This window comes from Fodinibius sp. AD559, from assembly GCF_052712805.1.
In genome coordinates, this window is record NZ_JBQPVW010000004.1 from 266,112 (window position 1) to 286,692 (window position 20,581).

15 protein-coding genes and 1 tRNA gene are annotated in these 20,581 nt (G+C 42.1%); 12 read left to right on the top strand and 4 right to left on the bottom strand.

Going from position 1 to position 20,581, the window contains the following annotated elements; genetic code table 11:
- The first annotated feature begins 21 nt into the window (after positions 1-21).
- Both purL and ACQ4LT_RS09325 read left to right on the top strand, forming a co-directional pair.
- Complete coding sequence (gene purL, locus ACQ4LT_RS09320) at positions 22-2,280, top strand: phosphoribosylformylglycinamidine synthase subunit PurL (protein ID WP_445665765.1); 2,259 nt, start codon at positions 22-24, stop codon at positions 2,278-2,280.
- A 165-nt stretch (positions 2,281-2,445) separates the two neighbouring features.
- Positions 2,446-3,165, top strand: coding sequence for an SDR family oxidoreductase (locus tag ACQ4LT_RS09325; protein ID WP_445665766.1), 720 nt, complete (start codon positions 2,446-2,448; stop codon positions 3,163-3,165).
- A gap of 67 nt (positions 3,166-3,232) precedes the next feature.
- On the opposite strand, the gene lat is transcribed toward ACQ4LT_RS09325, so the two are convergent.
- On the bottom strand, positions 3,233-4,579 hold the full coding sequence (gene lat / locus ACQ4LT_RS09330) for an L-lysine 6-transaminase (protein WP_445665767.1): 1,347 nt from the start codon (positions 4,577-4,579) through the stop codon (positions 3,233-3,235).
- Between the two features lie 114 nt (positions 4,580-4,693).
- Here lat and ACQ4LT_RS09335 point away from each other — a divergent pair.
- A tRNA-Met gene (locus tag ACQ4LT_RS09335) sits at positions 4,694-4,766 on the top strand.
- Positions 4,767-4,923: 157 nt separating this feature from the next.
- Here ACQ4LT_RS09335 and rocD read toward each other — a convergent pair.
- Positions 4,924-6,159 carry an ornithine--oxo-acid transaminase gene (gene rocD, locus ACQ4LT_RS09340; RefSeq protein WP_445665768.1) on the bottom strand — a complete coding sequence of 412 codons (1,236 nt, stop codon included), beginning with the start codon at positions 6,157-6,159 and terminating at the stop codon, positions 4,924-4,926.
- Positions 6,160-6,471: 312 nt separating this feature from the next.
- Here rocD and ACQ4LT_RS09345 point away from each other — a divergent pair, with 312 nt between their 5' ends.
- The 6 genes from ACQ4LT_RS09345 (at position 6,472) to ACQ4LT_RS09370 (ending at position 11,715) form a co-directional block, all read left to right on the top strand.
- A complete protein-coding gene (locus ACQ4LT_RS09345) occupies positions 6,472-7,500 on the top strand; it encodes a ParM/StbA family protein (protein ID WP_445665769.1) in 1,029 nt (342 codons plus the stop codon).
- A 14-nt stretch (positions 7,501-7,514) separates the two neighbouring features.
- Entirely contained in the window at positions 7,515-7,871 is a 357-nt protein-coding gene (locus ACQ4LT_RS09350) for a bactofilin family protein (RefSeq protein ID WP_445665770.1), read from the top strand.
- A gap of 133 nt (positions 7,872-8,004) precedes the next feature.
- A complete protein-coding gene (locus ACQ4LT_RS09355) occupies positions 8,005-9,489 on the top strand; it encodes a sodium:solute symporter family protein (RefSeq protein ID WP_445665771.1) in 1,485 nt (494 codons plus the stop codon).
- Positions 9,489-9,932, top strand: a complete 444-nt coding sequence (locus tag ACQ4LT_RS09360; protein ID WP_445665772.1) for a GNAT family N-acetyltransferase — start codon at positions 9,489-9,491, stop codon at positions 9,930-9,932. The genes ACQ4LT_RS09355 and ACQ4LT_RS09360 overlap by 1 nt, the downstream gene beginning before the upstream one ends.
- A gap of 2 nt (positions 9,933-9,934) precedes the next feature.
- Positions 9,935-11,008: an alanine racemase gene (locus tag ACQ4LT_RS09365; protein ID WP_445665773.1), complete on the top strand. Its 1,074-nt coding sequence runs from the start codon at positions 9,935-9,937 to the stop codon at positions 11,006-11,008.
- A 110-nt stretch (positions 11,009-11,118) separates the two neighbouring features.
- Positions 11,119-11,715, top strand: a complete 597-nt coding sequence (locus tag ACQ4LT_RS09370) for a peptidoglycan DD-metalloendopeptidase family protein (RefSeq protein WP_445665774.1) — start codon at positions 11,119-11,121, stop codon at positions 11,713-11,715.
- 277 nt (positions 11,716-11,992) lie between these two features.
- Here the strand turns inward: ACQ4LT_RS09370 and ACQ4LT_RS09375 are convergent, their stop codons facing one another.
- Positions 11,993-12,529 carry an REP-associated tyrosine transposase gene (locus ACQ4LT_RS09375; protein ID WP_445665775.1) on the bottom strand — a complete coding sequence of 179 codons (537 nt, stop codon included), beginning with the start codon at positions 12,527-12,529 and terminating at the stop codon, positions 11,993-11,995.
- 270 nt (positions 12,530-12,799) lie between these two features.
- Here ACQ4LT_RS09375 and ACQ4LT_RS09380 point away from each other — a divergent pair, with 270 nt between their 5' ends.
- Positions 12,800-13,963: an amidohydrolase gene (locus tag ACQ4LT_RS09380; RefSeq protein ID WP_445665776.1), complete on the top strand. Its 1,164-nt coding sequence runs from the start codon at positions 12,800-12,802 to the stop codon at positions 13,961-13,963.
- Positions 13,960-15,132, top strand: coding sequence for an alanine racemase (gene alr, locus ACQ4LT_RS09385; protein ID WP_445665777.1), 1,173 nt, complete (start codon positions 13,960-13,962; stop codon positions 15,130-15,132). The genes ACQ4LT_RS09380 and alr overlap by 4 nt, the downstream gene beginning before the upstream one ends.
- A 610-nt stretch (positions 15,133-15,742) precedes the next feature.
- Here the strand turns inward: alr and ACQ4LT_RS09390 are convergent.
- Positions 15,743-17,176: a GWxTD domain-containing protein gene (locus ACQ4LT_RS09390; protein WP_445665778.1), complete on the bottom strand. Its 1,434-nt coding sequence runs from the start codon at positions 17,174-17,176 to the stop codon at positions 15,743-15,745.
- A 393-nt stretch (positions 17,177-17,569) separates the two neighbouring features.
- Between ACQ4LT_RS09390 and ACQ4LT_RS09395 the strand changes: the two genes are divergently transcribed.
- Positions 17,570-20,581, top strand: coding sequence for a SusC/RagA family TonB-linked outer membrane protein (locus ACQ4LT_RS09395; protein WP_445665779.1), 3,012 nt, complete (start codon positions 17,570-17,572; stop codon positions 20,579-20,581).

The window sequence follows — 20,581 nt, forward strand, 5'->3', positions numbered from 1 at the left end:
AACACTCAATACCAATACGTAATGTCTGATAAAAAGATGAAGGAGCCGGAAGTAACACTCGAATTAGCCAAAGATCATGGACTGACAGAAGAGGAGTTCGAGATGATTAAAGATTACCTCGGACGTACTCCCAATTTTACAGAACTGGGTGTTTATTCAGTGATGTGGAGCGAACATTGCTCATATAAGAATTCTATACTCGAGATTAAGAAACTGCCGAACGAAGGTCCACAAATGCTTGTGGGAGCGGGAGAAGAAAATGCAGGATTGGTGGATATCGGCGATGGACTTGGTTGTGTATTCAAGGTGGAGAGTCATAATCATCCGTCGGCTATTGAGCCATATGAAGGTGCTGCTACCGGTGTGGGGGGAATTCATCGTGATATTTTTACGATGGGTGCACGTCCCGTTGCCAGCCTTAATTCGTTGCGTTTTGGAGACATGGATACGCCCCGTGTTCGATTTCTGTTGGATGGCGTTGTGCGTGGTATTGCCGATTACGGTAATTCGTTCGGTGTGCCGATGGTGGGCGGAGAAATCTATTTTGATGAGAAGTACGAAGGTAACCCGCTGGTAAATGCCATGAGTGTTGGAATCGTGAAAGAAGATCAAACCGCCTCTGCGATTGCCGAGGGCGTTGGAAATCCGGTAATTATTGTTGGATCAGAAACGGGCCGCGATGGTATCCACGGAGCAACGTTTGCTTCCGAAGAGATTAGCGAAGAGAGTGAGGACAAGCGCCCCAGTGTGCAGGTAGGCGATCCTTTTGCAGAAAAGCTGCTGCTGGAAGCTACGCTCGAAGTAATTAAGAATGGGGGCATTGTTGGTATCCAGGATATGGGAGCTGCCGGAATTAGTTGTTCCTCATCCGAGATGACCGCCAAAGGCGGCGTGGGTATGCGGCTGGATCTGGATAAAGTTCCGGCGCGTGAAGAGGGCATGACAGCTTACGAACTATTGCTTTCCGAAAGCCAGGAGCGGATGCTCGTGGTAGCAGAAAAAGGGCGCGAGCAAGAGATTATTGATATTTATGAAAAGTGGGATCTGAATGCCGTTGAGATTGGAGAGGTTGTGGAAGGTGAAAATGTGACCTATTTCAAAGATGGGGAAGTGAAAGCCGATATCCCCGCCGACAGTCTGGTGCTTGGTGGTGGCGCTCCGCAGTATAAACGCGAGGCAAAAAAGCCCGAATATCTTGATGAGGTTCAATCATTTGATATCAGTTCTTTGGATCATCCCGACGATCATAATGAAATTGTTAAACAGTTACTGGGATCGCCTAATATTGCCTCAAAGCGATGGGCGTATGAGCAGTATGATACGATGGTTCGCACGAATACGGTGAACGGTCCGGGCGCCTCTGATTCCGGAGTGGTGCGCATTAAAGGCACGAAAAAAGGTCTGGCCGTAAAGACTGATTGTAATGGACGATATGTGTATCTAAATCCGCGAAAAGGAGGACAAATTGCCGTAGCCGAAGCGGCGCGGAATGTGGTGTGCAGCGGAGCTAAGCCGATGGCAATTACGAACTGTCTGAACTTCGGAAATCCCTATAAGCCGGAAGTGTACTGGACGTTTAAAGAAGCACTTGCGGGGATGGGAGATGCGTGTCGGATGTTCAATACCCCGGTGACCGGTGGAAATGTAAGTTTTTATAACGAAAACCCGGAGATGGCGATTTTCCCAACACCGGTAATTGGAATGCTTGGTCTTGTTGAAGATGTAGAAAATCATCGAATGACGCCGGAGTTTAAGAATGAATCTGATGTCATTTACTACGTTGGGGCACCTCGTAAAGGGCTGGGCGGCAGTGAATATCTGCACGAAGTTTTTGATCTGACGACCGGCGATGCCCCCGATATTGATCTGGAATTTGAAGGACGTCTGCAGTCTGCACTGTTGGAAGCCATTCAGAATCAATTTGTGAATGCTGTTCACGATATTTCTGATGGCGGATTGGCGACCACTCTTGCCGAAATGGCAATGTTCTCAGAAAAGGGAGCCGATGTTTCGGCAGACGACCTTGGAGAAAATAAGCATGAAGTGCTTTACAGTGAAGCCCAATCCGGAGTGGTTGTGAGCTGCAATTCAGAATTGCAGAAAGATGTCGAATCCCACTTTAATGATAACAATATACCTTTTGTAAAATTAGGAGAGGTAACTGATTCAACTTCATTAAATATTAATGGAGTGGTAAGCTTGTCGGTAGAGGAGATGTATAATATCTACGACAACGTTATTGAGCGAGCCATGAAGCAAAAGGATGATGTGGTAGCGTAAGTTCTTTTTACAAGATATAATATAATAGGCTGTTAGTGAATTTTTTGCTGACAGCCTAATTTTTTTGAACGAAAGTCCAATTAATTCTATTCATTTACCTTACGATTGAAAAATTAATTATCCGTTTAGATTGGCAGAAATTTACGGCTAAAAAAATAATGTGCTATGGAAGATAAAATTGTACTTATAGTTGGCGGTTCGGGAGCAATAGGAAGTGCCTGTGGACGTGTATTTGCAAAGGCTGGTGCAAAGGTTGTGCTTGCTGCCCGAAATCAGGACAAAGCTGAGAAAGTTGCTAAAGAAATTAACAGTTCCGGCGGTGATGCATTTGTTATAGGCGTTGACGTCACAGATTTAGCTTCGGTATCAAAAATGGCCCGGGAGGTAACCGAAGATCTGGGTCCCATCGATGTATTGGTGAATGCATTCGGTACGGCTGTTATTCAGCCATTGTTGGATATCAAGCCGGATGATGCCAAAGAGATGCTGGACGTGAATATTTACGGAACATTTTTGGTGACACAGACTGTCGTACGATACATGGCGACCGAAAACAAGGGGCGCGTGATTATGTTTCCGGGCAGCGTTGGAAAATATCCCATGAAAAATTCTTCGGTGTATGCGGCATCAAAATTTGCAGTCACAGGGTTTACCAAATCATTAGTCGAAGAACACAAGCGCAGCGGTGTCAAGTTTACGCTTATGCATCTCGGCGGTGTGGATACCCCAATGTGGGATAGTGATACAGTGGATATGCGCGTGCAAAAAGACAAGATGCTTACCCCCGAAGAGGTGGCTAAATCGGTGTATTATGCTGCCAATCAACCAGAGGGATCCGTACTTAACGAAATTACGATTCAGCCCGAATCACATCAGATGGTGTAACACAGTTGGCAGTTAGCAGTATTCAACTTTGATGTTTACACTGCTAACTGATACTGTTGGCAACCTGTTATTTAAGAGCCGGACATTGATCCATTGCTGACTTGATGGATTTTTCGATAATATCAACGCCTTCTTCGATCTGCCGTTTATTAACAGTTAACGGTGGACGAAAGCGCATAGTTCGTTCCCCACAGGATAAAATCATAAGATTGTTGTTAAAGCATTCTTTGATGACCGAATCTCGGGCATGAGCATTAGGAAAATCAACAGCACAGAAAAGTCCTTTTCCTCGTGGATTCGTTACGTGTTCAAATTGCTTGGACAGATTGCGGATTTTATCCTGTAGGTAGGTACCAACGGTAGCGGCATTTTCAACGAGATTTTCTTCTTCAATAACCTGTAGGATACGACCGAATCGAACCATATCCACCAAGTTGCCGCCCCAGGTTGAGTTGATTCGTGAGGAAACATGAAAACAGTTTGTTTCGATATCGTCGACGCGGTTGCTGGCAAGAATTCCGCATACTTGCGCCTTTTTGCCAAACGCCAAAATATCGGGCTTTACATAGTGCTCGTGTGCCCAGAATTTTCCGGTTAGTCCAACACCGGTTTGAACCTCATCATAAATGAGTAGCGCTTCGTGTTTATCCGCCAAATCCCTTAGTGCCTGATGAAACTCCTTGCGAAAATGACGATCGCCACCTTCTCCCTGTATAGGCTCAAGAATGATACAGGCGATTTCATCTTCATACATTTCGAAATAACGTTCTGCCTGGGCAATAGCTCGCTCTTCATCTGCAATCGTCTCTCGGATGCGTTCGTCCGTAGCGGGATATGTCATAGCCGGTGAAATAATTCGCGGCCAGTCAAATTTTGGAAAATACTTTACTTTTTTGGGATCAGTGTTCGTCAAAGACATCGTATATCCGGTACGACCGTGAAAAGCCTGTTCGAGATGAAGTACCTTATGTCCTTTTTCCTGACGATATCCCTTCTGAAAGTTCTTTTGTACTTTCCAGTCGAAAGCCACTTTCAGGGCGTTCTCGACAGCCAGTGCTCCACCGGAGATAAAGAAGGAGTAGGGTAGGTAATCCGGAATGCCGACGCGATCAAAGTTATCCACAAATTCAGCCATTTCTTCGGTATACACATCCGAATTCGATGGTTTATTGATAGCCACTTTTCCAATTTTATTACGGAACTCTTCATTGGCCAGTTGTGGATGATTCATTCCCAGTGGATTGGAGGCAAAAAACGTGAAGAAGTCCAGGTAACGCTCTCCCGTTTTCGCATCGTATAAATAGGTGCCTTCACTCTTATCGAGGTCGAGCACAATATCGTAGCCGTCGGTTAAAATATGTTTTTGTAAAATGTTGTGCACTTGTGCGGGAGCAACTGTATTATTCGTGGACATAAGCCTCCTAATAGTATTTAATTAGTGTTTATGTGTCGGAGTCTAACCGGGAAAGAATTTTGAATTTACTATTGACAATTACCCATGTCAAGCCTTATTATTACCGACTCACATCGCGGGGTAGAGCAGCTGGTAGCTCGTCGGGCTCATAACCCGGAGGTCGGAGGTTCGAATCCTCCCCCCGCCACTACCAAAAGGCGACTTTCTGATATTCAGAAGGTCGCTTTTTTATTTTAGGCCAATCAAGTAGAAATAATATAGCTTTTACGAGCTGTATCTGTCGAACTACAACAAGATTTAGCCTACAGATTGATCTGTGGGCTTTAATTATTTTAGTCTACGATTTAAACCTTCACCTTTTCATATGAATGAATGGTATCTTTAATAATGGAAATACAATCCATAAGCTGTTCTTCGGTCATTACCAATGGTGGAGCAAAACGAATGATATTTCCGTGAGTGGGTTTGGCTAACAGTCCGTTTTCTTTCAGTTTTAGACAAATATTCCAAGCCGTCTCACTGTCTTCAGAATCGTTTATTACTATAGCGTTCAGCAGCCCTTTCCCCCGAACGAGATTTACCAAGTCTGATTCTTCCACAAGGTTATTCATTTCCTCTCGAAAAAGTTGACCCATTTGATCGGCGTTTTCAGCAAGGTTCTCATCTTCTACCACTTTAAGTGCTTCCATGGCAACTGCACAAGCCAATGGATTTCCGCCATAAGTAGAGCCGTGCTCACCGGGGCGCAGGCACTCCATGATATGATCATCAGCCATCACTGCTGAAACAGGATAAGCTCCACCGGATAGGGCTTTACCCAAAATTACAATATCGGGGCGAACATCTTCGTGATCTACACATAACATTTTACCTGTCCGTGCAATACCCGTCTGGATTTCATCAGCAATAAAAAGCGTATCGTATTTGTTACAGAGCTCCGAAGCTTTTTTAAGGTATCCGTCATCCGGAACAACAACTCCGGCTTCGCCCTGAATGGGTTCTACAAGAAAACCGGCTACATCTTTCTCTTGTAATGCTTTTTCGAGAGCATCTAAATCGTTGTAGGGTATAGAAACAAAACCAGGAGTATAGGGCCCAAAATTTTTGCGGGCAACCGGATCATTGGAAAATGAAATAATGCTGGTTGTTCGCCCGTGGAAATTTCCCTTAGCTACAATGATCGTTGCTTTTTCTGGCGTCAGGTTTTTCTTTTCGTATGACCATTTTCGGCAAAGTTTAATAGCTGTTTCCACCCCTTCAGCACCGGTATTCATTGGCAAAAGCTTGTCGTATCCGAACAACCCATGCATATACTTTTCAAAAGCTCCGAGCTGATCGCTGTGAAAGGCCCGAGAAACAAGTGTCAATTTTTCGGCTTGTTCTTTTAGCGTGTTAATAATACGAGGATGGCAATGGCCCTGGTTTACTGCTGAGTATGCCGACAAAAAATCGTAATACTTATTCCCTTCCGGATCCCAAACGTATACCCCATCGCCTTCAGAAAGCACAACGGGTAAGGGATGATAATTATGGGCGCCGTATTGGTCTTCGAGCTCAATAGCTTTTTGAGTAGTAGTCATCTTGGAAAAAGAAATTAAGGATTAATAATATCGGTAAAAGATAGAATCTAATTAATGGAAGAGAAATAAGATTTTATAGGATCAGGTGCATTGTAATCCTGACTCCGGATAAGATATCAGAATTATGATCCAATAGTAATCAGATGATACTTAAATATCAGACACTTAAGTATTCATATTCTTGGCCGATAAAAATATATCTCGTAGCAATCTTTGAGCGAAGCAGGTACAATTGATTGTTACAGTATTATAAAGATTAAAAATTACCTGGTTGGTATATAGGCCAGAAGTCATGGCAATTAAATTCTTATTATGATGGATATATCAGTATTTCCAAGTGTATATGAATCGACACGATCAGACTTGAGTAGAGTCAGTAATGATTTGTTAAGTGGGCTTAAAATTGACTACAACGACGAATCATATATGATTGGTAAACTCGCTCTTCAAGAAGGGTTGTCCCCTCATCGCTTAATTAATACTTCCCCCGGGGAATTAGATTTCGATGTTTTATTTCAAGCGGCGCTGTTATTAGCTCAGCAAAAAGCGGGCAGCGACTTTTCGATGACGATGGGCTTTCCTTTTGAGATGTATCAGAAGCACAGTGATATGGCAAAGCAGCGGCTTACAAAGTCGTTTGATGTGCTTTATGACAGTTCTACTTTTGCTACAAATGGAGCCACCGGTAAGCAGGCTGCTACTATTCAATTACGAAATGTCGATGTGATTCCTGAAATTGCAGGTAGTGTAATATCATTGCGATATGGTGACGACCTCGAAGAAGATGACGACTTTTTTGTGATAAGTCTGGGATACGGTTCCATGGAAGGAGTGGTAAGCACTACAAACGGAATTATTCGCCGAACGGCTACCAGTACTCACGGCATGCGATATGCTGTAAACATGATGAAAGAAGAGCTGCAAAAAGATTATTATCTTGGTTTTAAGACAGAGCATCAGCTCAATGTAGCATTTCAAAATGGCAAAATTACTGTTGATAAACGTTCGGTAGATCTTACTGCAATTCGCCGGAAGGTGCTCAAATCATACTTTGAAAATATCATTCGCCCGGCGCTGGCCAACTCTTTCCAAGATTCGGATTTTGCAACTTGTTCAAAAATATACCTTGTGGGAGGAGGGGCTTATTTTACTGAACTTACTAATCGTATCACTGAAGAGTATGACGGTATTTTAAGTGTTGAAGTACCTGACAAACCTGAACAGATGGCCGTCAAAGGATATTGCCTTAATACGGCGATGCAGTTCGAAGATGAGAGCACCCCGGTTGGCATTGATATGGGGAATGCCAATACGCTTATTGCTGTAATGGATAAAGCTTAAGTGAGTGGTTCAGCGTGGACGATAATGATACGTTTATTAGTAAATTCTCTTTCTTTCAGGGAAATGTCTTTGCCAAAAGTATCATTGTTGAGGGTAGAGTTGCTGGAAATTTAAAAGCATCTTCTTCAATTTTGATTAAAGAAGATGGAAGGGTAGAGGGGGATATTCAGGCTCCCAACGTATACCTGGAGAAAGGTTGCTATCATGAGGGAGCTATTTATTTAGATGATTCAGAAAATACTTCTTCGCCAAAGGAAGATATGAACCAGCCTGAATTTAAGTCAGGCAGTAAGGGTGAGGCGAAGACTCAGGAAAATAACCCCCTGAAAACACAACCAGTTTCAAGTTGCTCAAAAAGTAAGTTATGGTAATCCTCAAAGGGTTTGCACTATACAACATTTATAAGGTATATTAACCCATCATAAAATAGGAACCCTTGAGTGTAATGGCTCAAGGGTTTTTTTATTAAATGTAAATGAAAGTCCAATTACAGAGTAACAAGATATGCATTGGATTGACCTGACGATCTTTTTCCTATACATGGTAGGAATGTTGGGATTCGGTGTCTTTTTTCTTCAGAGAAATGAAGGAGCCGATGATTATTATGTGGGCGGACGTAATATGACCAGCCTACATATAGGCCTTTCGGTTGTTGCAACTGATGTGGGCGGTGGTTTTTCCATCGGCTTGGGCGGTCTTGGTTTTGTAATGGGCTTATCGGGCTCGTGGATGCTTTTTACCGGCTTGCTCGGTGCTTGGCTGGCAGCCGTTTTTCTTATCCCCAAAGTAAAAGGGAACCCCGTTTTTGATAAAGCCTTTACTTTTCCCGAAGTATTTGAATACTATTTTACACCGCAAGTAGCACTGGTTGCCGGAATTATTTCTGCCATTGGTTATGCGGGCTTTACAAGCTCACAGATTTTAGCTGGTGCTAAGTTGGCAACCGGTACATTTGCTGATCTGGATTTGCAAACGGCATTAATTATTATGGGCTCAGTGGCCGTGCTTTACACCGTAATGGGTGGACTTAAAGCGGTTATTTATACTGATACCGTGCAGTGGGCGATTCTTATGATCGGACTTATTTTTATCGGCATACCCATTTCGTACACAGCTGTTGGCGGATGGGAGGCGATTTCTAAAACGGTGGATCCGGCCTTGCTTTCCATGACCAATATTTCTTGGCAGGATGTTATCTATTGGACTGTAACGATTATACCTATCTGGTTCGTAGGGATGACGCTCTATCAGCGCATCTATGCCTGTAATGATGAGGAAACAGCTAAGCGAGCATGGTATCTGGCCGGTGTTTTTGAATGGCCCATTATGGCGTTTATGGGTGTATCATTAGGATTATTTGCCAAAGTTGGAGCCGAACAAGGCATGTTCGCATATTTGGGCGCTGCCGATGTATCCGAAACCGATCCCGAAACTGGCCTGCCAATGCTGCTTCGCACGGTACTGCCTGTTGGTCTTATGGGAATTATGATGAGCGCCTATTTCTCGGCTATTTTGTCTACCGCAGATAGTTGCCTGATGGCCGCGTCCGGCAATGTGGTTTCCGATATAATTGGCTATTTCAAAGATATTGATCATGATAGCGATACTTTCTTACGGTTTTCGCAGATTACAACGTTTGTAATTGGAACATTTGCCCTGTTAATTGCTACAACAATGACGAATGTCCTTGACCTGATGCTGTATTCCTATGCCTTTATGGTATCGGGTCTTTTTGTTCCGATTATTGGCGCTCTGTATTGGCAAAAAAGTAGTAGCATTGGAGCTATAGCAGCCATGATTTTTGGAGGATCTACAACAGTTTCATTGGAAATATTTTTGGAAAATCTGCCAGCCGGGTTAGATGCCAATGTTTTTGGAATTACTGTATCGGCAATTGTGTTTGTTGTCGTTTCGTTGGCATTTCCCGATGAAAATACCGAGAATATAACTGATAAATCAGTAGATAATGTTAATACTATTAATGAATAATGATTGAATTCGATTTAATACACTCTGATATCGAAAACCCGACGACCTTTGGTCGAGAGGATATTGCCAATTTTCTTTACGAGCATCTGGATGAATTTGGAGATGAAAAAAAACATATCTTATCAAGTATTGCTTATGCTTACGGAGATGGAGAAGGACAAGACGGTTTTATATTAGTTGCTCACGAAAAAGATCAAATTGTGGGAGCTGTTATTATTAATCATACCAATATGGGGGGATTTATTCCCGAGCATATTTTGGTGTATATTGCCGTGCATAGCGATTATCGCGGAGAAGGCCTTGGCAAAGAGTTGATGGAGCGTATTATTGATGCAACAGAAGGAGATATTGCGCTCCATGTTGAACCCGATAATCCTGCCAAATATCTGTATGAGAAATACGGGTTTACGAATAAATATCTTGAAATGCGACTTAGCAAATAGGGATGGCCTATTTAAAATTATATAGAGACAAGCTGCGTCATAATTATAATTACCTGGATACCCTTTTCAAGGATAATGATATTAAGTGGGGGATTACCACCAAGTTGCTCTGCGGGCATGAGGAATATTTGAAAGAGGTGGCAGACCTTGGTATCGGGGAGATGCTGGATTCCCGCATCAGCAATCTCAAAAAGATCAAAGAGATCGATCCCGATACACTTACTACCTATATTAAGCCACCGCCCAAAGATATTATAGATTCGGTGGTTAAGTATGCTGATGTGAGCCTGAATACAGAGCTCTCAACGCTGCATGCCCTGTCAAAAGCGGCACAGAAACAGGATGAAATTCACAAGGTTATTATTATGATTGAGCTGGGTGACCTGCGTGAAGGGGTGATCCGTGAAAACCTCATCGATTTTTATGAAAAGGTGTTTGAGCTTACCAATATCGAAGTTATTGGTATTGGGGCGAACTTGAACTGCATGCATGGTGTGATGCCGGATGAGGATAAACTTATTCAGCTATCGCTGTACAAGCAGATTATTGAACTTCGCTTTGATAAGAAAATTCCGTTGGTATCGGGAGGCACTACGGTGACTATTCCTCTTCTTTTGCGGAACCAGCTGCCAAGCGGTGTTAATCATTTTCGAGTGGGAGAAGCTCTCTTTTTTGGGAAGAACCTATTTACCGATGGCACTATTGAAGGCATGCACAATGATGTCATGGAATTGTATTCTCAAGTCATTGAAATTGCTGAAAAGCCCAAAGTGCCGAGTGGAGATCTGGGTATGAATCCCCAGGGTGAAGTTGCTGATATTGATGAAGAACAATATGGCAAAACATCATATCGGGCTATTCTGGATATCGGTTATCTCGATATTAATCCCGATCATCTGATTAATATGGATGATAATGTAAAAATTGCCGATGCCAGCTCAGATATGCTTATTTTGGATGTAGGTGATAACAAAGCCGGTTACGAAGTAGGTGATTTTATTCGTTTTCGCATGAAATATATGGGAGCATTGGGAATCATGAACTCTGACTACATCGATAAGATCGTAGAGGAGTAGTTTGGCGACCCACCTGCTTGTAGTATTTGGACTTGGATAATAGTTTGAGGGTGAATTTAGTCCCTGTACAACTTAGGTATATCTATCCCATAAATACTTGAGGAACTGCAATGATTACATACTCCGATTATAATTTTGCCAAGGTAATGGATTATCCCGAAAACAGGGATGAGCTATTTGTATTTGATTTTACCAAGGGATACGATGCCGATTTTATTCGGTCAAAAAAGTGGGGAATTGGTAAATACAATGAAAAGCGCTCTAATATGTACTTGGATTCAATGTTTCATAATGAGCGGAATGTACATATAGGTGTCGATATTTGGACGCAATCGGGAGCACCGGTTTTTTCATTTTGGGATGGGAAAGTTGTGTATATCCAGAATAATGATCAGCCCGGAGATTATGGTCCCACGATTGTAATTAAGTACGAACTAAATGGTTCATCCCTTTACGCTCTTTACGGACATTTGTCGAAGGAATCTCTTGCGATGGTTTCGATTGGAGAAGAAATTAAAAAAGGCCAAAAAATAGCCACGCTTGGAAGTCAGGAGGTTAACGGAGGTTGGGCGCCACATCTTCATTTTCAGCTTTCAGTCGAAGATCCCCAGGAAGCTGATATGCCGGGAGTTGTAGCACCTGAAGATAGGGAAGAGGCCTTGCAAACCTATCCCGATCCCAGAATAGTTTTGGGAGATTTGTATTGAGTTGTTGCGAGAGAGTACAACTCTCTTGCAACTATTTTTTGTTGGTCTCGCAACTTGTGATAGCTATGGTTGCCAAGATTGTTAACTAAATAAGCTCTGAGGGAAGTTGTACTCTTGCAGAACTAACCACCAGTTCAGAGGGAGTTGTATTCTCTTGGAGAAAGTTGAATTCCAGAAAGACATAGGGCTCAGTGATAGCATACTATAACAGAATGTATCAAAACTTAGTTTTGAGGGAGTTGAACTCCCGAGAAACGATGTTTATTGGTTATAGTATTTATAGTTTATCAATATTTATGGCCACATTATAGTGACCGCCATAATTTCCAGTACTGGAAAATCTCCAATGTTCTGGCTCATGAACATATCCTTTTTTGACAGGATTTTGATGAATATAGTTGAGTTTTTGTTTGAAAAAGTATTCTGTTTGTAAAGCGATTGGATGGTAACTCGGTTGCCAGACTTTGTATTCTTGATTGTGTTTACACCCAATGGCTGCTTCTTCAAAAATTCTTAAAGCATTTTTCTGATTATTTGTTTTGAGTAAAGAACTTATTTCAGAGGAAGTATGGCGTTTAAAATCCCTAATAATATCTGGAATGGAGTTAGAATCAATTGCAGAGATGATCAAATGTATGTGGTCAAGCATTATTACATATGCATGGAGCAATAAGCCTTTATTTCTTTGACAGTACGCTAAGCTGTCAATAATTATAGAAAAGTATTCTATTTCTGTAAAAACAGGATACCAGCTTGTAATAGAGGTAGTACAAAAATAATATTTAGTATCTGGATATATTTTCCATGAGCCCATAAGAAAATCTTTTTATAAGTAGGAGGCTTAAGAAGTCTTATCCTTACAAAGTTTATTTTAATAATTCCATGTTGCTCGAGAGTGCAACTCTCTCGCAACGGTTTTTTTGTTGGCCTCGCAACTTGTGATGGCTTACAATTATTACTCCGTTTTTTGTTCAACACCACCAGTTCAGAGGGAGTTGTACTCCCGAAGAACGTTGAATTGGCAATTCTGCTTTAAAATCCACTACTTACGCTTTGCACAAATTGTGATTTAGGAACTTGCGGTATGCCCCTCAATTTTGATATAAAACCACTTCTGCCTGAATTAAAAAGGTTGCGTCATCAGCTGCATGCTGCAGCCGAGGTATCGGGAGAAGAACAGCAAACAGCAGAAATTATCTCTTATTTTTTATCCGCTACCAATCCCGATGAGCTGCAGGAAAATGTTGGGGGGTCTGGTTTGCTGGTAACGTATGATTCAAAAGAGCCCGGTCCGCATGTAATGATTCGTTGCGAACTCGACGGGCTTCCAATCTCGGATGATATTGAAGCCGACTACCAATCTAAAACGGAGGGCGTCGGTCATAAATGTGGTCACGATGGACACATGACCATCGTTGCCGGGGTATCAAAACTATTGGGAAAGCAGCAACTGCAAGCGGGAAAGGTTACTCTTCTGTTTCAGCCGGCTGAAGAAACCGGAGAAGGGGCAGCACGTGTAATTCGGGACTCACAATTTAAGGACTTAGCACCTGATTACTGCTTTGCCCTTCATAACTTGCCGGGCTTTAAAAAGCACCAGATTGTTGTTAAAGAGAATACTTTTGCAGCGGCTTCTGTGGGTCTGATTGTTCGCTTTGATGGAGCTACGGCTCATGCCGCACATCCCGAAGAAGGGAACAGTCCGGCGTTGGCAGTAGCGCAAACAATACAGTCATTTTCGGCAGTTCCACAGTTTCAAGTACCATTGGAAAAATCAGCTAAAGTAACCGTTATTCATGCTGCAGTGGGCGAACGTGCTTTTGGGACTTCACCGGGGCAGGGTACCGTGATGGCTACGCTTCGAACCTATGGTGATAAGTTATTAGCAAAGCTGAAAGATCATTGCATCCAAATAGCAGAAGGGTATGCAGATACCTTTGATCTTGGGATTGATGTTGAGTGGGTTGAGGAGTTTCCTGCTACTGTAAATAATACTGAAGCAGTAGAAATTATTGAAGCCGCAGCCAGTAAAAACAGATCTGAAATACATCACAAAGAAGAACCATTTAGCTGGTCGGAGGATTTTGGTCATTTTACCGGGAAATATAAAGGAGCAATGTTTGGATTAGGTGCAGGAAAAAGTCATCCGGCTTTGCATGCCCAGAACTATGACTTTCCCGATGAGATTATCGCCAGCGGCATATCAATGTTCATACAAATAATAAACGAAACGATAGACAGATCATGAGTAATGAGTTGTATCCTTCATGGATTGAGTTAAGTAAGCAAGCTTTCGAGAAAAATATCAGCTTTCTGAAGGATTATATTGGCAAGGATGTAGTGTTTAGTTCGGTTATTAAAGGAAATGCTTATGGACATGGTATAGGTCACTTTGTGCCTATGGCGGAGAAATGTGGTGTCCGTCACTTCTCGGTGTTTAGTTCTGACGAAGCCCGGCAGGCGGTCCGGGCAAGTACCGAGGACGATACCCATATCATGATTATGGGCATGATTAATAACGGAGCATTGGGATGGGCTATCGAGCGTGACGTTTCATTCTTTGTGTTTGAGTTGGATCGCTTGAAAAATTCCGTTAGGGAGGCACAGCGTCTTGGAAAGCCGGCGCGGATACATCTTCATCTGGAAACGGGAATGAATCGTCTGGGATTGGAAAGTGATCAATTTAAAGATGCAGTTAACATCATTAAAAAGAATAGTGAGCACCTGCAGGTTGATGGCATCTGTACTCATTACGCCGGAGCCGAAAGTGTGGGTAATTATGTGCGGATTAAAGAGCAGATTGAGAATTTTAAAGAGTACTGCTCATGGTTTGAAGAACAAGGTATTGAGGCCAAGCGTCGCCATACAGCCTGTTCGGCCTCAGCGCTGAATTACCCGGATACGATTATGGATTTGGTGCGTTTTGGGATTGCACAGTACGGCTTTTGGCCGAACCGGGAAACCTATATGAACTTTGTTAAGAAGTACCCGGATATTAATAAAGAGCACAAAGATCCCCTCGAGCGTGTGTTAAGTTGGAAAAGTAATGTAATGAGTACAAAGGATATTCCTGCCGGTGAGTTTGTGGGATATGGCAATACTTATTTAACCGGTCGAGATGAAACGATTGCTACGGTTCCCATTGGCTACTCGCATGGGTTTGGTCGTAATCTAACAAACGTGGGCATTGTACTTGTGAATGGTAAGCGTGCGCCCGTAGCCGGATTAGTCAACATGAATTTGCTGACGGTGGATGTTACGGATATTCCTGATGTTCAAAAGGGAGATGAGGTAGTTATTATTGGTAAGCAGGGAGAACAGGAGATAACGGTTTCTTCTTTTAGTGAAATGCGAAATAATATGAATTATGAAGTACTGGTTCAGATCCCTTCTCGTATTCCCCGCAGTATTGTGTAAAGTGTGATTAAGTAAAAAGAGTAACAAAGCTACAAGAAACAAAGTTGCTAAGTAAGATCGAGTGCCCATCCAATGGCTGAATTTGCCATCGGATGGGTGAAGAGGGTACTTGTAAATCTATCGGATAGCACTGCAGCTATCCGATAGGGGGTGGCTTAATCCTGAACGTTGCAAAGTAAGACTGGGTGGTTATCAAGATGTCATTCCGAGAGCAACAAGGTGGAGTCGAGGAATCTATCATGCCTTATCTTTCTTTATAAGCTTCTACAGATTTCTCCACTCCATCCCGATCACTTGGGATTTCGGTCGAGATGACAGGAGAATAACAAGGCTGTCATTTCGAATAGAGCGAAGCGGAATGAGAAATCTTTATTTTTAGCTTATTACTATTTACCTAAAACAAGGATCTCTCACTAACGTTCGAGATGACAGGGTGGGATTAGGTAAAAAAGTAATAAAGTTCAGAGGGATTTGTGCTCCCGATGGCAACGTTACTCGAGAGTACAACTTTCTCGTAACTGTGGGATTAGGAATTATAATACCACTTTAAATTCAAAACTAGTTTATTACCGCCACTACTTTGTTACTCTTTAACTTTATAACTATTTGCCTAAATCTGTCGCTCTAAAATACGTCCACTTAGCCACAAATCCCGTTGGATGTATTGTCTGCTGTGATAGTAATTCTGACGTTGTAATAAATAATGGTCGAAAGGATAGAACTTGTTATTCAATTGTGGTTGTACAAATTGAAAACGGTATTCAGGATCTTGAAGATTATAGGAGTAATGCCAGGTGAGAGTTCTGAGCCGATCTCTGGTATAGAAAGGCTCACCGAATAAAATATAAATCATGCCGCGGTCGGTTTTCCATCCCTCCTTAAAGTTGGAAAATTTTTTATTAGCTTCCTCAACACGGGTGTAATACAACTCAATTACCTGACGTGTTTGCTGCTTATTGCCAATGTTTTTGAGCCAAAAGCGATCTATGGCTTGTTTTAAGGAGTCATTATTAGAGATTTCCATGAGCGATTCATACTCATCTGATCCCATCAGGTAGACAAGCGGACGAGCTAACTCTCGCGTGTTTTTTACGGCCGGAAAATTTGGGCTTTTAATTCCAAAGGCACGTCCGTTAAACTGGTCGTTTTCATCTCCTTCTTTTTTTGTTGTTACCTCAAAACGGTAGTTTCCCCGATTTTGATTGGCAAATTTATATTCAACAAATACATTCCCGTAATCAGAAAGAACACGACGAGTAGATTGAATTTCAGATTGTTGATCGAAATCGATGCCTTTGTACTCAATAGATGATGAGTTGTAATTGTTCCGGGTCATCGATCGGGGCAATCCAGTATCCGATTTAAATTCCACAAGGCGGCTGTCAATCGTCATCGGCCGTTCTGTTTGGGGACTAATAACCTGGAAAACAAAACGCAGTGAATCTACATTGCTTTGTACATGATATCCGGTAATGGGAGACCAGTTAGCATCATCCTCAGCCTCTTTTCCATACATTTGTATAGAGCTGATTGTAAACTCCCCCTGATCAGTTTCGGGGATAAAGGTTTCAGTGGTTTGGGTAAGTTTACGTTCGGAGTTTAGATCCGTAACAGTAACTGAGATTTTGTAGCTACTGGGAGATACTTTTTTGGAATGGGTAATAGTAATGGATTCGCGACTGTTGGTGATATTTTCATCAGTGCTGGCAACTGATTTGGTAATACGCTTACTGTCAATAATATTTTCGCCATTTTCCAGATCAATAATCTGAACATCTATTGCAATATTTGCGTAGAGTGAATCATTTTCCTGGCCATAAATCAGGCTTCCCTTTATAATATCAGCAGTAATTTCCAGTTTAGGTCCTTGTTCTTCATCAACAAACCCAAAAGCATTTATAAGAAATTCGGGATGACCAGCTTGATACGTAAAATCTGACCCCTGCTGTGTAGCGTTAATTTGACTGGAACTACTGCAGCTAATGCAAAATATTGTTCCAGCAAATGTTAAGAAAAGTAAAAATATTCGCAATGAGTTGAACATAATGGTATGATTGCAGCTGGATAAAGCTTAACTTATTAATAAATCATCTACTTTCATTAGCGCAACTTAATAACACGGGTAAAAAACACAAAATTTTTAGTTGACAAGTAGTTGGCGAATTGTTAACGTAGGAAAGTTCAGTGGGAATAAATTACACTTCTTTGATGCATTATAAATTTACAGAAAAATTATTCAGGCGTTTGGTAAGTAAGGCTATTAGAAAAAAAAGGTTGCTCTTTTATTCGAATTTAATAAGAAATTAAGATGCATTGATCAATCAATGTATCTTAACACAAATAAACTCCTTCCGATGTTGCTCTTTTCACAATGGCTAATACGTTATTGTGTCGGCGGCATTTGAGGGCTAATTATCTAATCCAAAACTATCTAATTATGAAGTTGAAGGTACTATCTTTATTAGTATGTGCTTTCGGTTTTCTGTTTGTCTCTTCGGCAGTTGCACAAGACGTTACCGTTTCCGGTACCGTAGTGGCTGCAGAAGATGGCGAACCGCTGCCGGGAGTTACAGTTATGTTACAAGGAACTAACCGGGGAACCGCAACAGGTCCTGACGGTACGTATGAAATTGACGCTCCGTCTGATGGCGTGTTGAGATTCTCCTTTGTTGGTTATGTCCAGCAAGAAATTCCTATTAATGGTCGCTCAACAATTGACGTTGAAATGGAAACCGATGTTGCTGAGTTGGGGGATGTCGTTGTAACCGGTTATGGTGAGTATTCCTCACGTAATTTTACCGGTTCTGTCTCTCAGGTAAGTTCTGATGATTTTGAGGACATTCCGGTAACATCTATTGACCAGGCCATGGAAGGGTCAATTACCGGTGCAAATATTTCTGCATCTTCAGGTACCCCTGGTGCGGTACAAGATGTACGTATCCGTGGAATTAGTTCCATTAATGCCGGTACGTCTCCACTATATGTAATTGACGGAGTGCCTGTAGTAAGCGGGGATGATAATGTTGCATCCACTGCTACTAGTTCATTCGGCCTGATGGCAACCTTGAGTCCATCTGATATTAAATCAATTACGGTGTTGAAGGATGCCGCTTCTACTGCTCCTTACGGTGCGCGCGGTTCCAACGGTGTAATTGTGATTCAAACAAAAAGCGGATCAGCTGGCGACGTTACGTATACGGTTGATGTGAAACGTGGTTGGAGCAACCGTGCCGTTGAAGGACCCGGTGCGATGAATGCACAGCAATGGGCTGAATGGTCAGCAGAAGCATATCAAAATGCGGGACTTAATTATCCACCATCAGTTTTTTGGGATCAAGAAGGAACTGGTACTGACTGGGGAGATGTCGTTACTAATGATAACGCTGTAACTCAGCAGTATAACCTTTCTGCCCAAGGTGGAAACGAGCAAACTCAGTTTTATGTTTCAGGTGGTCTTTTTGAGCAGGCAGGTGCTTATATCGGTTCTGAATTAGATCGGTATTCTGGAAAGTTTAATTTTAATCATGAGTTTGACGAAAGAGTTACTTTTACCAATAATTTCACGGGTTCTTTCGTAGAGCAGGATGGTGTGCTTGAAGGGGCCGGGTATTTCGGTAGCCCTGTATTGGCGGAATACTTTATCCCTCCAACAAGTGAAGCCTTTAACGAGGATGGATCGCCCAAAATTGAAAACTTTGGTACATCTATTTTTAACCCGGTTTATACTCAGAATAACGATATAGATCGTAAAAGAAATTCCAGGGTTATTAATAATTCCACTTTGGATATCCAGATCTTAGAAAACCTATCATTTACATCGAACTTTTCTCTGGATTATATTTTGACTGAAGAAAAGTATTATGATAACCTCAATTATGGTGATGGTGCTGATATAGGTGGAGCTGTAGATGATATCATGACTCGGAATCTAAATTACGTATGGCGTAACAACCTGAATTATACATTCCAGCCTAAGGAAGACCATGTCTTTGACGTCCGATTGATCTCTGAAAGCCAGAAAAACCATCAATACTACATGGAGGCTTACGGTGAAAGAGTCGCTTATGAAAATCTGTATAACCTAAATACAACCGCCTCCCCACAATTTGTTGGTGGTTCTACAACTGATTGGGCTGTACAGTCATTTACAGGATTGGTTAATTATACCTTTAATGACAAGATCATAACCGACTTAAGTTTACGACGTGAAGGTAACTCGCGCTTTTCTGAGGAACAGCGCTGGGGTACGTTCTGGTCTGTTGGTGTCGGTTATATCCTTTCTGAAGAAGAATTTATTCAGAATATTGACTGGCTTAGTTACTTAAAGCTCCGAACCTCTTACGGTGTTACCGGTAATGCTGATATTGGGCTTAACAACTACCAACGACTCGTTGGTTTTGGTGCTTATAATGGAAGGCCTAATATACAGTTATCACAACTTGGCAACCCTGACTTGACTTGGGAGAAAGCAAACTCACTCGATATAGCTCTTGAGTTTGAACTTATCGATAGAATTGATGGTTCGGTTACATTCTTCCGCAAGGATGGTACAGACCTTCTGTTTAATGTTCCCCTTTCTCGAACAACAGGACATACTTCACAAGTTATCAACGGCGGTGAGCTCTACAATCAAGGTTTTGAAATGGAACTTAGCGCAAACATCGTAAATACTCGTGATGTTAGCTGGAACCTGGGCGGTAACTTGACACTCATTAAAAATGAGGTTACTGACTTGCCTCTTGACCTAAATGGTGATCCCATTGAATTAACCACAGGAACACGATATCGTGGGGTTGAGGGGTATGCTGTTGATTCTTGGTACATGCGAGAATGGGCTGGTGTTGATCCTGAAAACGGTGATCCGTTGTGGTACATGGATGACGGTAACGGAGGTCGTACAACGACAAACACTTATAACGAAGCTGATCGCTACTATCAAGGTGCGAATGCACAGCCGAACCAATTCGGTGGTATTAACACCCGGATAAATGTGTTTGGGTTTTACGCGCAAGCAAACCTCAGTTTCTCATTTGATTATAAGATTTACGACAACTGGGCTTTCTATATGAGATCAGATGGACGTGTAGCCGGTGCTTTTGGACAGTACGAAACAGCACTTGACTACTGGACTCCAGAAAATACGGATGCACAAAATCCGAAGCCTATTGCGGGTGGTAATAATAACGCATACAACACCTCCTCTCGGTATTTGTATGATGGCGATCATATCCGTTTAAAGTCACTCAATGTAGGATATAACATTCCTACCCAATATTTAGAAAATGTTGGATTGAAGTCTGCTACAGTGTATTTCACTGGTCGAAACTTGTGGACACACATGTTTGATGAGGAGCTTCAATATGACCCAGAGCAGAAAGCAGATGGATTTACTGATTTGAGTGCTCAGCCTATGCGGACCCTTACTTTCGGAGTTAAAGCTAATTTCTAA